Origin of the sequence: Oceanisphaera sp., from assembly GCF_048268965.1 — a bacterium.
Taxonomy (GTDB): Bacteria; Pseudomonadota; Gammaproteobacteria; order Enterobacterales; family Aeromonadaceae; genus Oceanimonas.
On the sequence record NZ_JBLWUK010000004.1, the window covers coordinates 142,557 to 165,094 of the forward strand.

Consider the following 22,538-nt stretch of genomic DNA (forward strand, 5'->3'; position numbering starts at 1 on the left):
AAAATAATGATAAATATACCTAATTCTCTTACTTTCTTTCGATTACTGCTGATCCCCGTTTTTATTGTGCTGTTTTATGTACAAATGGAAGGGGCGTATATGTGGGCCGCGGCTGTGTTTACCCTGGCTGCGGTGACCGATTGGCTCGATGGCTTTCTGGCGCGCAAGCTAAAGCAGAACACGCCCTTTGGTGCCTTTCTCGATCCGGTCGCCGACAAGGTGATGGTGGCGGCGGCGCTGATCATCATAGTGGAAGACTACAGCAGTCCGCTGGTGACCATCCCCGCCCTGATCATGATAGGGCGGGAAATTATTATTTCGGCCCTGCGCGAGTGGATGGCTGAAATTGGCCAGCGCTCTCAGGTGGCGGTCAGCTGGATTGGCAAGTGGAAAACCACTATCCAGATGCTGGCGCTTATCGGCCTGATCTGGCAGCAGAGCCTGTACATGATTTGGGGCAGCTATTTTTTACTGTACGTGGCCACCGGCTTGACCCTGTATTCGGCATACGATTACTTGAAAGCCGCCTGGGGAGACTTGACTCGCTCAGCGTAAGCCGTGGGGTGTAAATAGTGGGGGGTGGCCGTAACCTGCGAATCTGCAGGCATTATTCACGCCGCCTTTAGTCATGCATATTAGGTCTCCCACCGGTGTAAAAGTATGTTTAATATACAAAAACAAGCACTTGCGGATAAAAAATGCTCGAACAAACCAAAAAGAATAGATTAGAGTTGACCTAAGCGCAGCGATCATTAAAATGCCTAGCAACTGAGTAACACAGCTCATGCGGCGCGTTAGCAAAGCGGTTATGCAGCGGATTGCAAATCCGTTTAGTCCGGTTCGACTCCGGAACGCGCCTCCAATTTTGTGACAAGCAAGTCTACTGCCCGGATGGTGAAATCGGTAGACACAAGGGATTTAAAATCCCTCGCTCGCAAGGGCGTGCCGGTTCAATTCCGGCTCCGGGCACCATATGAAACAAAAAAGCCACTCACTCCGTGAGTGGCTTTTTTGTTTCTGTCATCCGATAAATCTGAGCATGCCTACCAAACGAATGATACCAAACAGATTAAATAGCAGATCTATTTTCTTGCTCTATAAAGGTCGGATAAAGGGCCTCCTCCACCGACACGCTGCAAGCACGTCCCTGTGACGCTCAGCACATGACATCCTTGTCATGTGATGGTCGGTGGAGGAGATCCCTTCATCCTCCCTGATGCTACGGAGTTGCCTGTTGGTGGTGCCTACAGGCAACTCGGAGCCTAAGAAGAGGCAGCAGAGATCACCTCCCACGACCGTGAAATGCCGATGGCATTTCCCGAGCCCTCAGGGGGCGAGCTTGTCTCGCCGTGACGAACGTTGCTGCCTGAACGAACATCCAGTGAATGTTCGCAGTAGGCTGCAACGGTGAGTGTCATTTATCCATGGCGTGTCGTGGGAGGTGGCTGTGGTGCCTCTGGTATTCAGGTTCAAAGGTGAACAGATCTTTACTGTAATTGGTATGAGTCATACCAACCTCGAGCAGAGGGCCGACTTCCTGGGGCCCGCTTCCCGTCCCGCTGGGGCGAGCACCATATGGCAGGCAAAAAAATGCCCAGCAGAGCTGGGCGAACTTAGTGCTTAATTGCAGTGGCATTACATTGGAGCAGGGTAAGCGTAAAAAGTTCCCCAGAATTATTATTCAATAGAAAAATGGCTTGTTATCGCTTTTAGCTTGACAGTGATAGCAAATGAAACGTAAATTTTAAACAGTTGTTTTATTTGGGGTGTCCCGTGGCTAAAAAAGAAACCAAACAAAAAATACTCGATGCAGCCGAGTTGCTGTTTGCCGAGCAGGGATTTAGCGAGACCTCGCTGCGGCAAATCACCGGTGATGCCGGGGTCAATCTGGCGTCGGTCAACTATCACTTTGGGTCGAAAAAAGACCTGATCAAAGCGGTCATGGATCGTTATCTTGCCATCTTTATGCCCAACACGAATGCGGCACTGCTGCAGCTGCTGGATGAGCCGGCCATTACCTTGCATCAGGTCTTTGATTGTTTTGTGGCGCCCTTGATGCAGCTGGTGTCCGTTCAGCGCCGCGGACCGGAGATTTTTTTACAGCTGCTGGGACGAGGTTATATCGATAACCAGGGGTTCTTGCGCTGGTTTATCGTTAATCATTATGGCCAGGTGCTGGAACACTTTACCCGGGCCATTCAAAAAGCGGCGCCAGGATTGTCATCTGCGGACCTGTTCTGGCGGCTGCATTTTACCCTGGGAACTGTGGTGTTCACCATGGCCTCCAGTGAGGCCCTGCGTGATATTGCCAAGACAGATTTCAATGAAGACATAGATGTAGAAGGGCTGGTGCGCAAGGTGATCCCTTATCTTGCCAGCGGAGTCGGTGCCAACCCTGTGTAGGGTCTGTTGACCTTAGTGGTTTATGAGGAGTGGGAACATGAGTTTACGTAAGAAGTGGATCAGCGAGCCGGCCTTTGCCACCTTTAAAAAAATTCTGCCGCCGCTGTCGGTAACCGAGCGTGAAGCCATGGAAGCCGGCACGGTTTGGTGGGACGGAGACTTGTTCAGTGGCAAGCCCGACTGGTCGAAACTGCTGGCCTACGGACCTTCTCGTCTAAGCGATGACGAACAACACTTTCTCGATAATCAGGTAGAAACCTTGCTGGCTATGCTGGATGACCACCAGATAGTCAACGACGAGCGCGAGCTGCCCGAACCGGTATGGGATTACATCAAGCAGGAAGGCTTTTTCTCGCTGATTATCCCCAGAGAATACGGCGGCCGGGACTTTTCCGCTTACGCCAACTCCACCATAGTGGCACGCATTGCCTCGCGCAGTGTCAGTGCCGCAGTCACTGTCATGGTGCCCAACTCCCTGGGCCCGGGTGAACTGCTGATGCACTACGGTACCCAGCAGCAGAAAGACCACTGGTTGCCCGGCCTGGCCAATGGCACAGAAGTGCCCTGTTTTGCCCTGACCGGCCCGGAGGCCGGCTCGGATGCGGGCGCCATTCCCGACTCGGGTGTGGTGTGCAAGGGCGAGTTTGAAGGCCAGGAAGTAGTGGGTATTCGTCTTAACTGGGACAAACGCTACATTACGCTGGCACCAAGAGCCACAGTGCTGGGACTGGCATTCAAACTGTTCGATCCCGACGGTCTGCTGGGTGACAACAAGGCTCCCGGCATTACCTGTGCGTTGATCCCCACCAGTCACCCGGGGGTCAACATTGGCGACCGGCATTTTCCGATGGGATTGGCATTTTTAAACGGCACCACTCACGGCAAAGACGTCTTTATCCCACTGAGCTGGATCATCGGCGGACCCGAGTATGCCGGCCGGGGCTGGCGGATGCTGGTAGAGTGCTTGTCGGCCGGGCGGGGCATTTCGTTGCCCGCGCTGGGTACCGCCAGCGGCCATTTGTCGGTGCGCAGCACCAGCGCCTATGCCTATGTACGCAAGCAGTTTGGCTTGTCTATCGGCAAATTCGAAGGGGTGCAGGAAGCCCTGGCCAGCATTGGCGGACTCACTTACCAGTTGGAAGCGACTCGTCGACTCACGGCCCAAGCGCTGGATCTGAACGAAAGCCCGGCCATCGTCACCGCCATTTCCAAATACCATATGACGGAAATGGCGCGTACCGTACTGGATCACGCCATGGATGTGCATGCGGGCAAAGCCATTCAAATGGGGCCTAAAAACTACCTGGCGCACAACTACATGGGCATACCGGTAGCCATCACGGTAGAAGGGGCCAATATTCTTACCCGCAACCTGATGATCTTCGGCCAGGGAGCGACCCGTTGTCATCCCTATGTACTGCAGGAGCTGGAGGCGGCGGCCAATCCGGATGAAGAGGCGGGGCTGAAGGAGTTTGACCGTCTGCTGTTCAAGCATATCGGCTTTGCCACCGGCAACGTTTTTGGTGCCTTCTGGCAGGGGCTGACCGGCGCACGTTTTAACCGAGCACCGGTATCGGGCGAAACGGCGGTCTATTATCGTCAGCTGGCGCGCATGAGCAAAGCCCTGGCCTTGTGTGCCGATATCTCCATGTTGATGTTGGGCGGTGATCTTAAACGCAAAGAAATGATTTCGGCGCGCCTGGGCGATGTGTTGAGCCATCTTTATTTAGGCAGTGCCACCCTCAAGTTCTTCGAAGACAACGGCCGCCCTCGGGATGAATTACCTTTTGTGCATTATGCGCTGACCCGCAACCTGCATCTGATGGGAGAAGCGCTGGACGGCTTTTTTCAGAACTTCCCCAACCGGGCGGTGGCGGTCACCTTGAAGGCGTTGATTTTCCCGCTAGGCAATCGCTACAAGAAACCCCTGGATAGCCATGCGCAGGCGATCAGCAGGTCGTTGATGTCGCCGTCGGGCATACGCGAGCGGTTAACTTCTCTGTGCTACGTGCCTGCCGACGGCAAGCCGGGGCTGGGTGAAGTGGAGGCGGCCTTTTTGGCCATGGTGGGCGTGCAGGGCATCGAGAAAAAACTGCATCAGGCACAAAAAACCGGCACCTTGCCACGCAAGCTGACGTTTGACGAGCTGCTCGTTCAGGGCAAGGCACACAACATTATCAAGGATGAGGACATCAAGCAGCTTGAGCGTGCAGACGAACTGCGTCGCCAAGCGATAGCGGTAGACAGCTTCAAGCCGGGGGTGCTGTAATACGTGAGGCGTGAGGCGTGAGGCGTGAGGCGTGAGGCGTGAGGCGTGAGGCGTGAGGCGTGAGGCGTGAGGCGTGAGGCGTGAGGCGTGAAGCTTATCGCGTATTGTTTTCTTTAGGATCAAAAAAGCCGCCTTGGGCGGCTTTTTGGTGACTGACTTTTATTAAAGCGCATTCAACGAATGGGTTTATTCAACCGTCAGGATCTTGCAGGTGTTGGTGCTGCCGACGACTTCCATGGTGTCGCCGTGGGTCAGCAATACCAGGTCACCGCTGTTCACGTAGCCGGCTTTCTTCAAGGTTACCAGCGCTTCACGGGTCACTTCGGAGTTGTTAAGCAGGGCATCGTGCTTGAAATACACCGGCGTGACACCACGGTACAGGTTGCTCCAGGCCAGGGTGGTTTCCTCGCCAGACAGCGAGAAAATAGGCAGGCCGGAGCTGATGCGTGACAGCAGCAGGGGCGTGGTGCCCGAGTGGGTCAGGGCCACGATGGCCTTTACACCTTGCAGGTGGTTGGCGGCATACATGGTCGACATGGCGACCGTTTCTTCCACCGACGTGAAGGTATAGTTCATGCGGTGATTGGACACATTGATGCTGGGGTGCTTTTCGGCGCCCACACAGACTTCAGCCATGGCTTTAACAGTTTCAATCGGGAACTCACCGGCGGCGGTTTCGGCGGACAGCATCACCGCATCGGTGCCATCCAGCACGGCGTTGGCCACGTCCATGACTTCGGCACGAGTCGGCTGCGGCGCGGAAATCATCGATTCCATCATTTGTGTCGCGGTAATCACCACGCGGTTCAGACGGCGAGCGGCGCGGATCAGCTTCTTCTGCACACCCACCAGCTCGGAGTCGCCAATTTCAACACCCAGGTCGCCACGGGCCACCATGACCACGTCGGACGCCAGAATCACATCTTCCATGGCGGCATCGGTAGCCACGGCTTCGGCGCGTTCTACCTTGGCCACCATCTTGGCGTTGCTGCCGGCAGCCCGGGCCAGATCGCGGGCGACGCGCATGTCTTCACCGGTACGGGGAAAAGACACGGCCAGGTAGTCGACGCCAATCTGGGCGGCGGTGATGATGTCTTCCTTGTCTTTCTCGGTCAGCGCCGGAGCAGACAGGCCGCCGCCTTTTTTGTTGATGCCCTTGTTGTTGGACAGAGGGCCGGCCACGGTGACCACGGTGAATACCTTGTTGCCTGCGACGCTTTCAACGCGCAGCTGTACACGACCATCGTCGAGCAGCAGAACATCGTCGACTTTAACGTCTTTTGGCAGGTCTTTATAATCGATCCCCACTTGCTGCTGGTCACCTTCGCCTAGCGCCAGATCGGCATCCAGCACGAACTTGTCACCGACATTCAGGTGGATTTTACCGTCTTTAAAGGTAGAAACCCGGATTTTAGGGCCTTGCAGATCCCCCAGAATAGCTACGTGTACGCCCAGCTTCTTGGCTATGGCACGTACTTGATTGGCCCGGTTCATATGATCTTCGGCGGTACCGTGAGAAAAGTTCATGCGTACCACGTTGGCGCCGGCCTTGATGATGCCTTCAAGATTATTGTCGCGATCAGTCGCCGGACCCAGGGTAGTAACTATCTTGGTACGTCTTAACATAAGAGACTCCAGTGTAGAGGTAGATCACATAAAGAAGAATGCGTGTGGTGTTTCATACCAATATGCACAGACATGGTAACAGAATAAGGGATGCCAGCCGGAGAGTGCTTCAACGTCGATAAAGTCGTGGTAACACAATGTGACGTTGGAAAGAAGATAACTGGCCTGCTCACGGTTTATAGCTGCACCCTTGGTTTATAAATTGTTATCGATAATAACTGAAGGAAACGGGAAAGTGTAGACTGCGTCACAAAAACGGAAGTCGTTGGACAGCCAGTCAATCAAAATCAAAGATGAGGGTTATCAAATTGTGAATTTTTTATCCCTTCTTTAGCTTTTCTCAGGTTTTCTCTGAATTTGCTGCCGCGGCGCAAGATAAAGCCGGTTGCCAGTACATCAATAACGACCATTTGAGTCAACCTGGATGCCATGGGAAGATACAGATCCGCATCATTGGGTACGTCCATTGACAACACCATGGTGCAGGCTCTGGCCAGTGGAGAGTCTTTGGCGGTTAACCCCAGCACAATGGCATCGTTTTGCCGCGCCAGGTGGGCAATTTCTACCAATGCCTTGGTGCGGCCGGTATACGAAATCAATACCAGTACATCATCGACCGAGCTGTTGGCGGCGCTCATGCGCATCATGACTACGTCGTCAAAACACTGCACGGGGACGTTGAACCGAAAAAATTTGTTCATGGCGTCATGGGCCACAGCCGAAGAGGCACCCAGACCAAAAAAAGACAGCCGTTTGGCCTGGGTCAGTAGGTCGACCGCGCGATTCACCGCCTGGGGATCCAGGCTGGTGCTGGCGGCGTTCAAACAGGCCATGCTCGACTCGAATACCTTGGCGGTATAAGCCTCGGGGCCATCGTCATCATCCAGCTCGCGATGGACATAAGGCGCACCATTGGCCAGGCTTTGTGCCAAATGCAGCTTGAAGTCGGGAAAACCTTTAGTGTCTAACCGGCGGCAAAAGCGATTAACCGTCGGCTCGCTGACATCGGCCAGTCTGGCCAGCGTGGCAATGCTGGAATGAATCGCGGTTTGTGGGGAAGCCAGGATTACGTCTGCGACTTTGCGCTCCGACTTACTAAAACTTTCAAGATGTTGTGTGATTCTTTCTAATGTATTCATCTGTATGACCAGGTTCTGTAAGAAGCGCAGCTTGGGTCTTGGACTGCGTTAAACAAGAATGACTATACAGGACAATTGATTACCTGATGAGATCCGGCTAACAAAATATGATGCTGGACTACACAATAAGCCTGAAAAGGCACAGAACAGGTTGCTTTATAACCGGTGTTGTTACTGAATGACGAAAGGTGGGTACAAAAAAAGCCCCGATTTCGGGGCTTTCAAGTAAACATTACGCAGTATTTTAGACGAGTTCGCCCCACAAATCGTATTCATCGGAATGAGTGACGGTCACTTCAACCATCTGGCCGGGGGCGAGACTGGTCTCTCCGTTCAAGTACACAACACCGTCTATTTCCGGCGCGTCGGCACTGGAGCGGCCGATGGCGCCTTCTTCGTCCACTTCGTCGATCAGCACTTGTATGGTCTTGCCCACCTTTTGCGCCAGCTTGCGGGTAGAGATGGCTTGCTGCAGCGACATAAAGCGCTCGAAGCGTTCCTGTTTTATGTCTTCCGGTACCGGATCGGCCAGTTCGTTGGCGCGAGCACCGTCAACCGGGCTGTAGGTGAAACAACCGACCCGATCCAGTTCGGCCTGCTCGATGAAGTCGAGCAGCAGCTGGAAGTCTTCTTCGGTTTCGCCGGGAAAGCCGACGATAAAGGTGGAGCGAATGGTGATCTCCGGGCAGATTTCGCGCCAGCTGCGAATGCGCTCCAGGGTGCGATCTATGGCGCCGGGGCGCTTCATTAACTTGAGAATGCGCGGGCTGGCATGCTGCAGCGGAATATCCAGATAAGGCAGAATGAGGCCATCGCGCATCAAGGGGATCAGGTTATCCACGCTCGGGTAAGGGTACACATAGTGCAACCGCACCCACACACCCATTTTGCCCAGCTCTTCGCACAAGGCCTGAATGTGGGTCTTGACCGGCATGCCGTCGGCAAAGCCGGTTTTATGCTTAACGTCTACCCCGTAGGCTGAGGTGTCCTGAGAGATGACCAGCAGCTCTTTTACCCCGGCATTGACCAGGCGGCGCGCTTCACCGATGACGTCACCAATGGGTCGGCTGTCCAGATCACCCCGCATAGACGGGATAATGCAAAAAGTACACTTGTGGTTACAGCCTTCGGAGATTTTCAGGTAGGCAAAGTGCTTGGGGGTCAGCTTGACGCCTTGTTCTGGTACCAAGTTAACAAAGGGGTTGTACTCGGGGCGAGGCACATAACGATGCACATGCTCGAGCACCTGCTCATAGGAATGCGGGCCGGTAATTTCCAGCACCTTGGGGTGCACTTCACGGATTTGATCTTCCTTGGCACCCAGACAACCGGTGACAATGACCTTGCCGTTTTCGCTCAGGGCTTCGCCTACCGCTTCCAGGGACTCTTGCACCGCACTGTCGATAAAGCCACAAGTATTGACGATCACCATATCGGCATCATCGTAAGAAGGCACAACCTCATAACCTTCAATACGCAGTTGGGTCAGAATTCGCTCCGAGTCGACCAGATTTTTAGGGCATCCCAAGCTAACAAACCCAATACGTGGCGGTTTTTGCATAAAGCCTCTTTTGTTTAAAATATATACAGATAAAAAAGTGGCGGGAATTGTAACGCAAACAGGTATGCCGGGACAATAAACGATCAAGCTTATAAATGGTCGGCAATGGTCATGTTCACCGGAGTCTGATCAGGCAGTGACGGGCACTATCTACTATTATTGAGCAAGGTGTTTTTTTGAATGCGGTATTGAACCATCGGCGTCAGTAGGCAAAGTATATAACCCAAGGAAGGGACATGCATAAACTGAGTCATCGAGAGCGTGACCCGAATAGTTTGCAGCAGCTGCTGCTAGTTTGCGGCGTTGTTTCCATCTTCTTGATATTAAGCCTGTCCTGGATTGGCATTCAGCGAGCCGCCACCAACAGCGTACTGATAGAGGCTGAATACGATAGTACCCAGATTGCGAAGCTGATGGTTGCCCAGCACTATCAGCTCCTGTTTAGTGATGGCGAGCAAAATATTGCCATGGACAACCATGGATTAAATACTTTTGATAAAACAATCAGAGACTTTCTGCACCTCTTCGGGATCGTCAAGGTCAAGGTATTTGATCTCGACGGGGTGATCATCTATAGCACCGATGCCAATATCATCGGTAGGCGGGTTGAGGACCGTGCTGGCCTGGAGAAGGCTCTGCGTGGGGAGACAGACTCCCACCAGATGACCAAGGAGCAGCTCATCGACCTGTATGAGGAACAGCGGTTCGATGTCGATGTCGTGGAAACCTACCTGCCTGTTTACAATACCTCGGGGGAGATCGCGGGGAGTTTTGAGGTATATCTCGATGTCACCCGCTACCGAAATGAAATTTCCTATCGAGTCAGCTCGTCGCTGCTGCTCCTGGCGACCATTCTTCTGGGGGTATTTCTTCTCTCTTTTTGGGTGGTGAGTAAGGCAAGCAAGCAGCTTAAAGCACTGCTCACCCGCTTGGAGCAGCAGGCCACTACCGATACATTGACCGGTTTAATTAACCGGGGTGCCGTGCTCCATCGGGCCGAAGAGGAGCTGTCGCGGATGCAGCGGCACGATTTACAGCAGAAGCCCACCCACGGCCTGGGGGTGATCATGCTCGACATCGATTTCTTTAAAGCGGTTAACGACACCTATGGCCATCAAGTCGGAGATGAGGTGTTGCGCGAGATGTCTCGGCGTATCACCGGGTGCCTGCGTGAATATGATATTTTCGGGCGCTATGGAGGGGAGGAATTCCTGGTCCTGATCCCCAGTTGCACTCGAGAGGAAGCCATGCTGTCTGCCGAACGTATCCGCGGATGTCTGGCCGGTGGCCCTGTTATTATCGGTGAGTATAGACTCGAAATAACGGTCAGCCTTGGCGTAACCTGCTGTCTGAATCCAGAAGAGGGATTTGAGGCTGTGCTGTCTCGCGCCGACCACGCGCTCTACGAGGCCAAGCATTTAGGACGAAACAGGATGATCTTTTTTGGCATCCAACAGATGCAGGATATCGATGGTGACGGTCAGGAAGTGGTCAAGCCCATCGGCGACGCGCTTTACGGTGCGGATAACTAGGAAAGGTAAGGGCTGCAAGCCGTTCTCGCCTGTCGACTCCAGGCAAGAGCGGCACAAAGCCGATGAAACAGATTTACTCATAAAAAAACCCCGGCAAGCCGGGGTTTTTTATCATTCAGCCAGTATTACTTGGCGAAGTTTTCTGCCGCAAATTCCCAGTTAACCAGGGACCAGAAGGCTTTTACATAGTCGGGACGTACGTTGCGGTAGTCGATGTAGTAGGCGTGTTCCCATACATCACAGGTCAGCAGCGGGGTAACGTTATCGGTTAGCGGGCAACCGGCGTTGGAGGTGTTGGCGATGGCAACGGTACCGTCGGCTTTTTTCACCAACCAGGTCCAGCCAGAGCCGAAGTTGGTTACGCAAGACTTGGTGAATTCTTCTTTGAATGCGTCAAAAGAGCCAAAGGCCGCGTTAATGGCATCAGCCAAAGCACCGGTAGGCTCGCCGCCACCGTTGGGTGCCAGACAGTGCCAGTAGAAGGTGTGGTTCCAGATTTGTGCCGCGTTGTTGAAGATGCCACCAGAAGAGGTAGTGATGATGTCTTCCAGAGATTTACCTTCAAACTCGGTACCAGGAACCAGATTGTTCAGGTTAACGACGTAAGAGTTGTGGTGCTTACCGTAGTGATATTCCAGGGTTTCCTGGGAAATATGCGGTTGCAGTGCATCTTTGGCGTAAGGCAGAGCGGGAAGTTCAAATGCCATTCTTATAATCTCCATTTTGATGGTGCCAGCCTGAAGCTGGTCTAGACATTGCGACGTGCTTTCCAGTGCAAATACGACTAACAACAATAAAGTCGCAAGCCGCTAAATTACTGAATCCATTGTAGCAGTTAGCCAGATGGCTAAACAACAACAGCTTTAGTAGGGGTATCACAGCCGGCGCCAGTGTGTAAAGAAATACCTGCCAGCCGCACCCCGTTGCCTGTTATGTGACCAGTCACGTCAGTTAATGTATTCCAATACCAATTTATGGTGTCTCGGTCTTGTGACATCAGGGGGATAAAGTAGAATGGGTTGTTAATACATCATTTATTTACCAACAGTCGTCTGCTGAGGTGCCCCATGGACACAATTGAAAAGATTAAAACCCAAATCAGTGAGAACCCGATACTGCTGTATATGAAAGGCTCTCCGAAGTTCCCTAGCTGTGGTTTTTCTGCCCAGGCTTCTCAAGCTCTGATGAACTGCGGCGAACCCTTCGCGTACGTGGATATTCTGCAGAACCCGGAAATTCGTGCCGAGCTGCCAAAGTACGCCGATTGGCCAACCTTCCCACAGCTGTGGGTAGACGGCGAGCTGGTCGGCGGTTGCGACATCATCATGGAAATGTTCCAGCATGGTGAATTGCAGCCACTGATCAAGGAAACCGCTGCCAAGTACCCCAAGCCCGAGCAAAAATAAGCCCGAAGGGCAGCTGCAGCGATAAGCTGTCAGCCATAAGTGAAAGACAAACACCGTCTTTTGTAGCCGCTTGTTTGTTCGGCAAACAAACATATTTGAAAAAACGTGTGTCAGCATAACGCTGACAGCCGTTTTTACTTTCAATTTCTTAATTTTATCAAAAGCTTACGGAACAGTATCTAGTAGGGGAGACTTGTTCTAGGTAAGAGTATTCGGCCAAAACGATGGCACAACCTAAAAGTGGTCGAATACTCTTCATACAACATGACCCCTACGAAGGGGACGGGTTATCGGTAGCTGACCGCTTCTAGCTGATGGCCTGTCTCTTAGTCACAAGTCGCTAGCCAATGAATTAATGCCCAGAGGCAACTGGGTAGCCTCCTCCGACACGCTTCAAGCACCTCCCTGTGACGCTCAGCACATGACGTCCCTGTCATGTGATGGTCGGCTGAGGCTATCCCAGCAGCCTCTTTTTAGGCCCCGAGTCGTCGGCGAGCACCACTGACCGACGGCACTGGTGTCAATGGGAAGGCAGAGGGTGTCTGCTCAGCCGACCATCCGCGCCAGGGATGGCGCGGCTGAGCCTACAGGGACCGTATTAACGGCGAGTCGGAGGAGTAGTGCCCTCTGCCTGACCAGTCACACTAATTTCAACAGATAGTTGTGACTTAGAGACAGGCATCCGGCTTCCAGCTTTTTCAGATGCACTTCACTGGTTTGGGCAGGCCGGCCAGTTTGGTGGCCTGCTTGGCCGGGCCCTTGGGGAACAGACGGTATAAATAACGGCTGTTGCCTTTTTCTTCGCCCAGCTCTTTGGCCATGGCTTTGACCAGGGCGCGCATGGCCGGCGAGGTGTTGTACTTGATATAAAAATCGCGCACAAACTGGATCACTTCCCAATGCTCCGGGCTGACCGTAATGCCTTCCTGCTCGGCCAGAATGGCCACCATTTCCGGCTGCCAGTCCCGATGCTGCTTAAGATAGCCCTGAGCATCGGTCTCTATGGTGCGCCCTTCAAACTCGAACATCATCATTCATCTTCTTTCGTTCACTGTGGTGTCGTGATTTTACCCAAGTCCAGGGGCGGGTGCATCTTCCGTTGGCGGTGGCAGGTGATGAAAGCTTTGGGCCTGCTGGTAAAGTGCGTTTACCAGCAGGGTGACCTGGTTCAATAACTGGCGGCTGAGGATCAACCATTCATCGTCATTGTCGGCGTCCAGAGTGCTGGTTGGCAGTGGCGGATAGTCTGGCAACGCCTCTTCGCTTCGCAATGCCTGGGCCGAGGCCAGCAGCCGGTCCACCAGTTGCTGGATCTGATCGCCCTGCAAGGGTGCGCTGTGCATGCGGTGGGCTCCCAGGGTCGACAGATAGGACAGCAGCGCATGGTTGCGATAGGCAATGTCGAAACACAGGTTCAGCCAAAACCGCGGCACCGGCTCAACCCGGATATTCTGCCAGGCCAGCGCCAGCTGATTATCTGCCAGGTGCGCCTGCTTGCGTGGCAGCCGGTAGTCCAGCTCGTCATCCCGGCCCTGTTCGAACTGGCGGGCAATGGCGGCCAGATAATGGGCGTTGGCTTCCATGGCATCGGCCATCAGCCGGGGCAGATGGCGGCGCTGCCAGTCGGGCCAGATAAACCAGACTGCGACAAAGGCCAGGGCGCAGCCGATCAGGGTGTCTAACAATCGGGCCAGAAACGCCGGTTCGGCCATGGCGTCCTGCAGGTTGAAGGCCAGCAAGACGAAGAGGGTCACAAAACCCACCGCCCAGCTGTAGTAGACCTTGACCTGAGTAAAAAAGATAAAGATGCACAACAGCAGTATTACCAGCTGGGCACCGACCGAGGGAAAGAGATGAAGCAGGGGAACCGCAGCTACAATACCGCCGAAAGTCCCCAGAGTGCGCTGCATCAGTCGTTTGCGGGTGGCGCTGAAGCTGGGCTTGCAGACGAAGAGAATGGTCAGCAATATCCAGTAGCCCCGTTCCAGCTCAAAGCCGGCAATCAGGGCATAACCCAGGGCAAAGCACAGGCTCAGACGTACCCCGTGGCGAAACAACAGGGCATTGGGATGCAGCAGCGCCTTGAGCCTGGGCCAGAATGGCACCGGGTCGGGGCGGGCCAGCTCGATGGAGACCGGCTCGGGCTGGCGCCGGGTGAGCGCCTCGGCCCGTTGCAGTGATTGATGCAGGGATGCCATGTTACGGGCCAGAAACCTCATCGGGCTGAGCAGGGAAGGGGGATAGTGGCGCTTGAGGTGACTGTAATCCAGCTGATCCTGCAGGGCGCTCAGCTCCCAGGTGATGCGCTTGCTGTGCCGATAAGTATTGTGGGTGAGAATGGCGTAACCCAGCCGATAACAGGCCTGCCCCAGCTCCATCAGCAGGATCTGGTAGCCGACCAGCACATCGGCCTGTTTCAGATCCTGATTAAGCTGTTGATAGGGATAATGGCTGGAGGTGGCCCGTTCGTGCATCTCCTGCACCAGCAGGTAGAGTGCCAGCAGTCGGCTCAGCTCCTGATCCTGTTCTTGCTTGCCCCGGCCCTGAGTACGCAAATTCAGCATTTGCTTGGTGTTTTCCAGGGCACTGACCAGCTGAATATTGAGCTGGGCCAGCTGATGACGGCGCTGCTGATGTTGCTCTTGAGGGCTGTCGAAGAAACGGGACTTTTCCAGCAGATAGCGGGACAGGGCGAAGTAGCACTGGGCCAGCTGTTCATGTACCTGTTTGTAGGGCCAGACCAGCAGCACCAGCCAGGACAGGAGGCCATACCAGGCCGCCCCCAGAGTCAGCAGCACGGGCTGATACCAGAACGAAGGGCTGTCGACATGGCCCTGCATGGCGTAGAGCGAGATCAGCAGGGTGCCGAACCCCAGCGTACCGGCGGCTGGTCCCCAGGCGCCGATCAGGATCAGCACCAGGGTACTGAGCACCAGCAAGGGGCCGAACAGCAGGGGGATGTCGATTAACAGGGTGACCAGGGTGATGGCGCCGAAGAAACACAGCAGGCTCAGCAGCAGGTGGCGCAGCCGGCCTTTGGGGGCCTGATCCACTTCGCTCAGGGCACCGGCCATGGCGCCCAGGGCGAGCGTCATGGCGGCGGGCGTCTGATCCAGCCACCAGCCGGGCAGCACCAGGCTGATCATGGCCAGCAGCACTTTAAGGGCGAAGAAGAAATGGCTGTCAGTAAAGACTCGCCTTAACCAGGTAATTGCGGGTGACATAATGTGCTCAAGGTTCCGTACTTAACCTTGATGATACTCGACTGGGTGGTGAACAACAGAGTGCAAAGACATAAAAAAAGCCCCGTTAGGGGCTTTTTTAGGATTATCGTGAGTTTAAGCTTAGTCGCGGCTAAGGCCGAGTAACTGCAGCAGGCTCAGGAAAATATTGAAGATAGACACATACAGGGTCACGGTAGCAGAGATGTAGTTGCGCTCACCACCATGAATAATGGCACTGGTCTGCATTAAAATAGCGCCCGAGGAAAACAGGATAAACAGCGCGCTCAATGCCAGGCTTAGCGCAGGCAGCTGGAAGAAAATGTTGGCGACAAAGCCCACCAGAATCACCACAAAACCGGCCATCATCATGCCACCTAAAAAGGACATGTCTTTTTTGGTGGTCAGCACATAGGCGGACAGTGACAAAAAGGTCAGTGCCGTGCCGGCCAGTGCCAGCATCACGGTTTCGGTCCCGCTCGCGGTACTGAGGTAGTAGTTGATGATGGGGCCAATGGTGTAACCGGTAAACGCGGTAAAGGCAAAAATGAACAACAAGCCCAGGCCACTGTCACGATTTTTTTCGGTTAAAAACATCAAGCCGTAAAAACCGACCAGCGTAATAATGAGCCCGGGGCGGGGCAGGGCCAGCATGGCACTGATACCGGCGGACAGAGAAGCCACCACCAGCGTCAGTCCCAGCAGCATGTAAGTGTTACGCAGCACCTTGTTGGTCGCCAGTGCACTGGACTGGGTATGAGGAATCGTGTTTTGGTATCGCATGATACAAGCTCCTAAATCTGTGTCTGATACTAATATGGTACAGAAACGATGAGGGTGATATAAAGTTATTGTGCCATTTGGACATATCATGACCGGATTGTCGAGCTTTGTATTGCGTGAACAAGAGCCAGGATGCCCGAGTTATCGGCAAATTGAATATTTAATGTGCATTCAAATGAATATTGTCATTTATGGGTTTACAAGCCGCTGCTGCCTTGGGTAGTATGCACGGCGTCGGAGGGGTGGCAGAGTGGTTGAATGCACCGGTCTTGAAAACCGGCATGGGTTTATAGCCCATCCAGGGTTCAAATCCCTGCTCCTCCGCCAAACCATGAAAAGCCCGCTGCGTTAATTCGCAGCGGGCTTTTTGCATTTTCAGCTCCTGAAAAGCCTTAGAGACTCAGCTATGGATATTCTGCGTACCGACCCCGATTATCTGGTTATCAATAAACCCGCTGGCATAGGCATGCATCAAGAAGGCGCAGACCCGGGCCTGGTGCGTTTGCTCAGCGAGCAGCTGGGCGAGCAGCTGTATCCGGTACACCGGCTCGATAAAATTACCACCGGCGTCTTGTTGTTGGCACGCAATAGCACCGCCAACCGGGAACTCAGCCGTCAGTTTGCCGAGCGCAGCACCCGCAAGTGGTACCTGGCGTTGTCGGCTAGCAAGCCCACTAAAAAGCAGGGGCTGATCAAGGGCGATATGGAAAAGGCCCGTGGCGGCAGCTGGAAACTCGCTCGCAGCCAGAACAACCCGGCTGTTACCCGCTTTTACAGCTGCTTGCTGGCCGAACGGTTGCGTGGTTTCTTGCTGCAGCCAGAAACGGGCAAGACCCACCAGCTGCGCGTGGCACTAAAAAGCCAGGGCTGTCCCATTCTGGGGGACGAGCGTTATGGCGGTGGGCCGGCAGACCGTGGCTATCTGCACGCCTGGCAATTACGCTTTGCCTATCGCGGTGAGCCTGTGTGTGTGCGCGCGCCGCTGACCTTTGGCCAGCACTTTTTAACCCATGGTGATCAGTTAACGGCCTGGGCCGATGCCTTGCTGGCGGCCCACAGCGAGCGGTAAGAAAAGCCGATGATTGTCAAGGGTGGCATTGAGGAGTAAGCGAATGCAGTATTGGATTATGGGCGCGGGTGGCATAGGCTGTGCGCTGGCTCGGGCGTGTCTGGCCCGAGGCGACCAGGTGGTGATCTTCAGCCGTACCGATCCCGCTATCGACGGCGCTGAGTGGCAGGCGGTGGATAACACCGACCAGGCGGCCTTGACCGAGGCGACCGCTGCCCACGCCTTGCCGGACAGGGTCATCAATACCCTGGGCATGCTGCACCAGGGTGAGCAACAGCCCGAAAAACGCATCGAGCAGCTTGATGAAGCGGCATTCAGTAACAGCCTGCGCATCAACACCTGGCCCACGCTGGCCATGGCTCAACTCTTGTCGGCCCGCCTGACCCGCAGCCAGACACTGCAGTTTGCCGCCTTGTCGGCGCGGGTGGGGAGTATCAGTGACAACAGAGCGGGGGGCTGGTATAGCTATCGTATCAGCAAGGCGGCACTGAATATGGCCATTAAAACCATCGGCATCGAGTGGCAGCGGCGGTTTCCGGCCGCGACTATCGTCGGGCTACACCCGGGCACGGTGGCCACCCGGTTATCGGCTCCTTTCAGGTCGGGGTTGGCCGAGGGGCAGTTGCACACACCTGCCCAGGCGGCGCGGCATTTATTGCAGGTGCTGGATAGGGTGCAGCCCGAGCATTCGGGGCGTCTGTTTGCCTGGGATGGCCAGGAAATACAACCCTGACGGCTCCCTGGGGAAACCATCGAGCCTGCAAGGAACACCACAGCCTGAAAATGGATGAGGCCAGTGTGAAGTGAATGGAGAAAGGCATGTTTAGCTTGTCGGTATCAGATATTCAAACCGGCGTGACGCTCAGCGATAAAACGTCGGTCATTCAGGCGTTGGCGGCCTGGTTGCAGCAGGACGGCCATGTGGCCACCGGCTACGGCGACGACATGCTGGCGCGCGAAATGCAGACAAGCACCTACCTGGGGCAGGGGGTTGCCATCCCCCATGGCACCCAGAACGGCCGGCGGTTGATTAAGCGCACCGGCATCAAGGTGATGCAGCTGCCCCAGGGGGTGCCCTGGGGCAATGGCCATACCGCGTATCTGGTGTTGGCCATTGCGGCCGACAGCGACGCACATCTGGCCTTGTTGCAGCAGTTGGCGAGGCGATTGCTGCAAGGGGGCCTGCTGGAACACATAATGACATGCCGGGATCCGGCTGCCGTGCTGGCCCTGTTGCAGGTACAGTCTGAGCCGGCCCCGGCGGCCAGGTGCCAGCTTACCCCCGCCCACATCGCCCTTCAGGTGAATGCAGGCTCCTTATCGGAGCTGGTGACTCAAGCCTGCGATCTGTTAGGACTGGAAGGCCGTGCAAAGTCGGCACTACAGCAGTCCAGCCCCCTGCACATCGGCCAGGGCTGGTGGCTGTGTCAAACCCAGGGCGCTACCCCTGGTGCGGCCTTGCTGACCCTGAATACCGGACCGGACACCGAGCTGGCATCTATGGTGGGCCTGTTGGCACTGCAAGTGTCAGATCTGGAGCACAAAGCCTTGCTGGATCAGCTCAGCAGATGGTTAGCGGCCGGCAAAGGGGCCGAGCTGGCCGGCGAGCCCAGCGCCGAGGCGCTGTTGGCCGCTCTGGAACAGGGTCCCGAGCAAAGACCCCCCTATTACGAGAAGACGCTGCAGGTATACAACGAACATGGCCTGCATGCCCGGCCCAGCGCCATGCTGGTGCATACCGCCAAGTCGTTTACCGCCGAGATTCAGGTGCGCAACCTCACCCTGGACGGGCCCTGGGTGTCGGCCAAAAACCTGATGCAGATGATCACCCTGGGGGCCAGTGCCGGGCATGAGCTGCTGTTCCGGGCGACAGGGGCGGATGGCGAACAAGCATTGGCGGCCCTGGCGCAAAGCATGAACGATAACCTTGGCGAAAGCTCGCCCGTCCCCCAGCGTGATCCCGAGCCGACCGACCCGGCTGCAGGCAGCAGCCAGATACCGGCCAACATGAGCATCAGTGGCGTCACGGCGTCGTACGGGCTGGCCATCGGACCCTTGTTTGTCGATGTCCCCCTGGAATTTGATTACCCCACCCAGGCCAGTGATGCCACGGTTGAATTGCAGGCGCTCAGCCAGGCACTGGCTCGGGCGCGGTCCGAGCTGGCGGCCACCCAGCAACGGATTAAAGACCCTCAGGCCAAGGAATTGATGGCCATGCACCGGGAGCTATTGGCCGATGCATCTCTGACCTCGGGAGTGCAGTGCCGCATTCAGCGAGGCCAGTCGGCAGCCAACGCCTGGTGGAGCGAAATTGATACGCTGACCCGGCAGCAGGCTGCCAATAAAGATGTCCTGCTGGCCGATCGCGCCATGGATATTCGTGATGTGGGGCACAGGGTGATGGCCTTGTTGTGTCATCGACAGCCAGTCCAGCCGCCGTCACATCCCTATATCTGGGTTGCCCGGGAGATCAGCCCGTCCCAATTGGTGAATCTGGATATCAGCCAACTGCTCGGTTGGGTGAGCGTGGGGGGCGGGGCCTCCTCACACAGTGCCATTCTGGCTGCTGCCCTGGGTATTCCTGCATTGGTAGCGGTCGATGAGGCGGTGATGGCAGTGCCTTCGGGCACCACGGCCATTCTGGATGGCGCGACCGCCACCTTGTGCCTGGCACCGGATGCCACCTTGCTGGCCCAGGCCCGGGGCTGGCAGCAGCAAGAGCAGCAGGCAAGGGCGAAAGCCTGGGAGCAGCGACAGCAAGCGGCCATCACCCTGGATGGGCATGCCATTGAGGTGGCCGCCAATGTGGCCAATACCGAAGAAGCGGCCGATGCCGTGGAAGTCGGGGCCGATGGCATAGGGCTGCTACGCACCGAGTTTGCCTTTATGGCTCGCCGTCAGCTCCCCGAGGTTGACGAGCAGCAAACCATGTACCAAGCGGCGCTGGATGCCCTTGCCGAGCGGCCACTGGTGGTGCGCACCCTGGATATCGGGGGGGACAAGCCGCTGCTTTACTACCCCATGGCGGCGGAAGATAATCCCGCCCTGGGTGTGAGAGGGGTGCGGCTGTGCCGGCAGCAACCCGAGTGGCTGGCAAACCAGTTTCGAGCCTTGTTGCTGGCCGCCGGTACGCGGCCGTTGCACATCCTGTTGCCCATGATCACGGATATCTCGGAGTGGCGGTGGGCCAAGGAATTATTCGACTCCATTCAGGCCGACATTCAGGCCGACATTCAGGCCCCGAGTGTCAAGCTGGGGATCATGGTGGAAGTGCCCGCCGTGGCCTTGAATGCCGAGGTGTTTGCCGCCGAAGTGGATTTTTTCAGTATCGGGACCAATGATCTGGCGCAATATGCGCTGGCGGCAGACAGGGGGAATAGTGCCCTGGCTGCGCTTGCCGACGGGCTCAACCCCGCGATATTGAAACTGATCCGGATGACGGTGAGTGCGGCCCATCAGCAAGGGAAGTGGGTCGGACTCTGTGGCGAGTTGGCCGCCGATCCCGTGGCCTTGCCGCTCTTGCTGGGCTTGGGGCTGGATGAGCTGTCGGTAGGCCTGAAACAGGTGGCAATGGTGAAGTCTCATGTGCGCCAGTGGCGATTCAGTGATTGCCGGCAGCTGGCCGAACAGGCCCTGATGGCAACCGATGCCACGGCAGTGCGTACCCTGGTCATGCAGGCACAAAACAACAGCGCGGTAACCGATTCGCGTGAATAAGAGCGAGCAAGGAGGCAGAGTGAAGGCACTCATCATCACTGCCTGCCCCAGTGGCATGGCGGGCAGTTATCTGGCCGCCAATTTACTGGAGCAGGCGGCACAAGAGCTGGGATGGCAGGCGAGGGTGGAGTGTTATAGCCGGCTGGTGGAGCTGACCCCCTTTACCGACGCCGAGCTGGATGACGCCGAGCTGGTATTGGTGGCGGCCGATATCGAACTGGATTTATCCCGTTTTCTGGGGAAGCGGGTTTATCGCAGCGGGCTGCAAGCCGCGCTGAATGCCCCCGGCGATTGGCTGCAGCAGGGCAGGGAACAAGCCGCACCACTGACCGAGAATGACATGGCGGCCAGTATCAGCGTGGTGGCCGTTACCGCCTGTCCTACCGGGGTGGCTCATACCTTTATGGCGGCGGAGGCACTCAAAGCCGCCGCCAGTAACATGGGCATTACCATTAAGGTAGAAACCCAGGGATCGGTTGGCACCCAGAACCGACTGGATGAGGCCGATATTGTCGCCGCCGAGCGGGTGATAGTGGCCGCAGACATAGATGTAGATTTAAGCCGTTTTCAGGGTAAACGTTTGTACCGCACCGATACCCAGACCGCCCTGCAATCACCGCAAAGTGTCATCAACCGTGCCTTGCTGGATGCCAGACGCCATCAGCCCACTGGCGTGACCGAGTACCAGAGCGACAACAAGCAGCAGGGCGGTTTGTACCAACACTTGATGACAGGGGTGTCGTTCATGTTGCCCGTGGTGGTGGCCGGCGGCTTGCTGGTGGCCCTGTCGTTCGTGTTTGGCATTAATGCATACCAGCAACCAGACTCGCTGGCTGCCGCCCTGATGCAGATTGGAGGAGAGGCCGCCTTTGCCCTGATGATCCCGGTGCTGGCGGGCTACATTGCCTTGTCCATTGCCGGGCGAATCGGGCTGGCGCCGGGCATGATTGGCGGCCTGCTGGCCAGTTCACTGGGAGCCGGCTTTCTGGGAGGCATCATAGCCGGCCTGCTGGCCGGATACAGTAGCCAGTATATTGCCCGGCAGCTGTGGTTGCCCCACCGGCTGCAGGCCCTGAAACCCATTTTGATTATCCCCTTGTTTGCCAGCTTGTTTACCGGCCTGGTGATGATTTATGTGGTGGGTGAACCGCTGGCCTGGTTGATGACCCATCTGACCGGCTTTCTTGACAACATGGGCTCAACCAATGCGGTGTTACTGGGCGTGATTATCGGTGCCATGATGTGTTTCGATCTGGGAGGCCCGGTGAACAAGGTGGCCTATACCTTCGCCGTGGGGCTGCTGGCGTCGCAAACCTATGGCCCCATGGCAGCCGCCATGGCCGCGGGCATGGTGCCTGCCTTGGGCATGGGCATGGCCACCTTGCTGGCAAGGCGCAAGTTCAGTGTCAGCGAGCGGGAAGCCGGCAGAGCCTCGCTGGTGCTGGGGTTGTGCTTTATATCTGAAGGGGCGATTCCCTTTGCCGCCCGAGACCCCTTGCGGGTGATCCCCAGCTGCATGCTGGGTGGGGCTACGGCTGGCGCCTTGTCCATGTGGTTTGGCGCAACACTTCTGGCACCCCACGGCGGGGTATTTGTATTTTTTATTCCCAATGCCATTCAACCCATAACCGGGTATGCGCTGGCCATTATAAGCGGCGCCGTACTCACGGCGGTATGCTATGCAACCATTAAGCGCAGGGCAGGGTAACAGAAAGCCGGAAAGGGGTATGGGGAGTGTAATACCAATTACAGTAAAGTTCTGCTCATCTTTGAGCCTGAGTACCAGAGGCACCACAGCCACCTCCCACGACA

16 protein-coding genes and 3 tRNA genes are annotated in these 22,538 nt (G+C 55.9%); 12 read left to right on the plus strand and 7 right to left on the minus strand.

Features of this window, described 5'->3' with window-relative positions:
• Window positions 1-6: 6 nt before the first annotated feature.
• The 5 genes from pgsA (at window position 7) to ACN0VL_RS04000 (ending at window position 4,672) form a co-directional block, all read left to right on the plus strand.
• Window positions 7-555 carry a CDP-diacylglycerol--glycerol-3-phosphate 3-phosphatidyltransferase gene (gene pgsA / locus ACN0VL_RS03980; RefSeq protein ID WP_417614830.1) on the plus strand — a complete coding sequence of 183 codons (549 nt, stop codon included), beginning with the start codon at window positions 7-9 and terminating at the stop codon, window positions 553-555.
• Window positions 556-788: 233 nt separating this feature from the next.
• A tRNA-Cys gene (locus ACN0VL_RS03985) sits at window positions 789-862 on the plus strand.
• 23 nt (window positions 863-885) lie between these two features.
• A tRNA-Leu gene (locus ACN0VL_RS03990) sits at window positions 886-972 on the plus strand.
• 801 nt (window positions 973-1,773) lie between these two features.
• Window positions 1,774-2,403 (plus strand): TetR/AcrR family transcriptional regulator, encoded by a 630-nt coding sequence (locus ACN0VL_RS03995; protein WP_417614831.1) that lies wholly within the window; start codon window positions 1,774-1,776, stop codon window positions 2,401-2,403.
• 37 nt (window positions 2,404-2,440) lie between these two features.
• On the plus strand, window positions 2,441-4,672 hold the full coding sequence (locus ACN0VL_RS04000) for an acyl-CoA dehydrogenase (RefSeq protein ID WP_417614832.1): 2,232 nt from the start codon (window positions 2,441-2,443) through the stop codon (window positions 4,670-4,672).
• Window positions 4,673-4,858: 186 nt separating this feature from the next.
• On the opposite strand, the gene pyk is transcribed toward ACN0VL_RS04000, so the two are convergent.
• The 3 genes from pyk to rimO all read right to left on the minus strand — a co-directional run bounded on the left by pyk (window position 4,859) and on the right by rimO (window position 8,998).
• Window positions 4,859-6,298: a pyruvate kinase gene (gene pyk / locus ACN0VL_RS04005; RefSeq protein WP_417614833.1), complete on the minus strand. Its 1,440-nt coding sequence runs from the start codon at window positions 6,296-6,298 to the stop codon at window positions 4,859-4,861.
• Between the two features lie 287 nt (window positions 6,299-6,585).
• The gene (locus ACN0VL_RS04010; RefSeq protein WP_417614834.1) at window positions 6,586-7,437 is read right to left on the minus strand and encodes a MurR/RpiR family transcriptional regulator; all 852 of its coding nucleotides are present in this window, start codon (window positions 7,435-7,437) and stop codon (window positions 6,586-6,588) included.
• 244 nt (window positions 7,438-7,681) lie between these two features.
• A complete protein-coding gene (gene rimO, locus ACN0VL_RS04015) occupies window positions 7,682-8,998 on the minus strand; it encodes a 30S ribosomal protein S12 methylthiotransferase RimO (protein WP_417614835.1) in 1,317 nt (438 codons plus the stop codon).
• Window positions 8,999-9,234: 236 nt separating this feature from the next.
• On the opposite strand from rimO, the gene ACN0VL_RS04020 reads away from it, so the two are divergent.
• Window positions 9,235-10,530, plus strand: coding sequence for a GGDEF domain-containing protein (locus ACN0VL_RS04020; protein ID WP_417614836.1), 1,296 nt, complete (start codon window positions 9,235-9,237; stop codon window positions 10,528-10,530).
• Between the two features lie 125 nt (window positions 10,531-10,655).
• On the opposite strand, the gene sodB is transcribed toward ACN0VL_RS04020, so the two are convergent.
• Window positions 10,656-11,237: a superoxide dismutase [Fe] gene (gene sodB, locus ACN0VL_RS04025; protein WP_417614837.1), complete on the minus strand. Its 582-nt coding sequence runs from the start codon at window positions 11,235-11,237 to the stop codon at window positions 10,656-10,658.
• Between the two features lie 360 nt (window positions 11,238-11,597).
• On the opposite strand from sodB, the gene ACN0VL_RS04030 reads away from it, so the two are divergent.
• Window positions 11,598-11,936: a Grx4 family monothiol glutaredoxin gene (locus ACN0VL_RS04030; RefSeq protein WP_417614838.1), complete on the plus strand. Its 339-nt coding sequence runs from the start codon at window positions 11,598-11,600 to the stop codon at window positions 11,934-11,936.
• Window positions 11,937-12,634: 698 nt separating this feature from the next.
• Here ACN0VL_RS04030 and ACN0VL_RS04035 read toward each other — a convergent pair.
• The 3 genes from ACN0VL_RS04035 to ACN0VL_RS04045 form a co-directional block, all read right to left on the minus strand.
• A complete protein-coding gene (locus tag ACN0VL_RS04035; RefSeq protein ID WP_417614849.1) occupies window positions 12,635-12,964 on the minus strand; it encodes a TusE/DsrC/DsvC family sulfur relay protein in 330 nt (109 codons plus the stop codon).
• Between the two features lie 39 nt (window positions 12,965-13,003).
• Complete coding sequence (gene yccS / locus ACN0VL_RS04040; protein ID WP_417614839.1) at window positions 13,004-15,160, minus strand: YccS family putative transporter; 2,157 nt, start codon at window positions 15,158-15,160, stop codon at window positions 13,004-13,006.
• 120 nt (window positions 15,161-15,280) lie between these two features.
• The gene (locus ACN0VL_RS04045) at window positions 15,281-15,940 is read right to left on the minus strand and encodes a Bax inhibitor-1/YccA family protein (RefSeq protein WP_417614840.1); all 660 of its coding nucleotides are present in this window, start codon (window positions 15,938-15,940) and stop codon (window positions 15,281-15,283) included.
• Window positions 15,941-16,176: 236 nt separating this feature from the next.
• Here ACN0VL_RS04045 and ACN0VL_RS04050 point away from each other — a divergent pair.
• The 5 genes from ACN0VL_RS04050 to ACN0VL_RS04070 all read left to right on the plus strand — a co-directional run bounded on the left by ACN0VL_RS04050 (window position 16,177) and on the right by ACN0VL_RS04070 (window position 22,434).
• Window positions 16,177-16,267 (plus strand) — tRNA-Ser (locus tag ACN0VL_RS04050).
• Between the two features lie 79 nt (window positions 16,268-16,346).
• On the plus strand, window positions 16,347-17,009 hold the full coding sequence (locus tag ACN0VL_RS04055) for a TIGR01621 family pseudouridine synthase (protein WP_417614841.1): 663 nt from the start codon (window positions 16,347-16,349) through the stop codon (window positions 17,007-17,009).
• A 43-nt stretch (window positions 17,010-17,052) separates the two neighbouring features.
• Window positions 17,053-17,742, plus strand: coding sequence for an SDR family NAD(P)-dependent oxidoreductase (locus ACN0VL_RS04060; RefSeq protein WP_417614842.1), 690 nt, complete (start codon window positions 17,053-17,055; stop codon window positions 17,740-17,742).
• A gap of 86 nt (window positions 17,743-17,828) precedes the next feature.
• The gene (ptsP, locus tag ACN0VL_RS04065; RefSeq protein ID WP_417614843.1) at window positions 17,829-20,726 is read left to right on the plus strand and encodes a phosphoenolpyruvate--protein phosphotransferase; all 2,898 of its coding nucleotides are present in this window, start codon (window positions 17,829-17,831) and stop codon (window positions 20,724-20,726) included.
• Window positions 20,727-20,745: 19 nt separating this feature from the next.
• A complete protein-coding gene (locus ACN0VL_RS04070) occupies window positions 20,746-22,434 on the plus strand; it encodes a PTS fructose-like transporter subunit IIB (RefSeq protein WP_417614844.1) in 1,689 nt (562 codons plus the stop codon).
• Window positions 22,435-22,538: the final 104 nt, after the last annotated feature.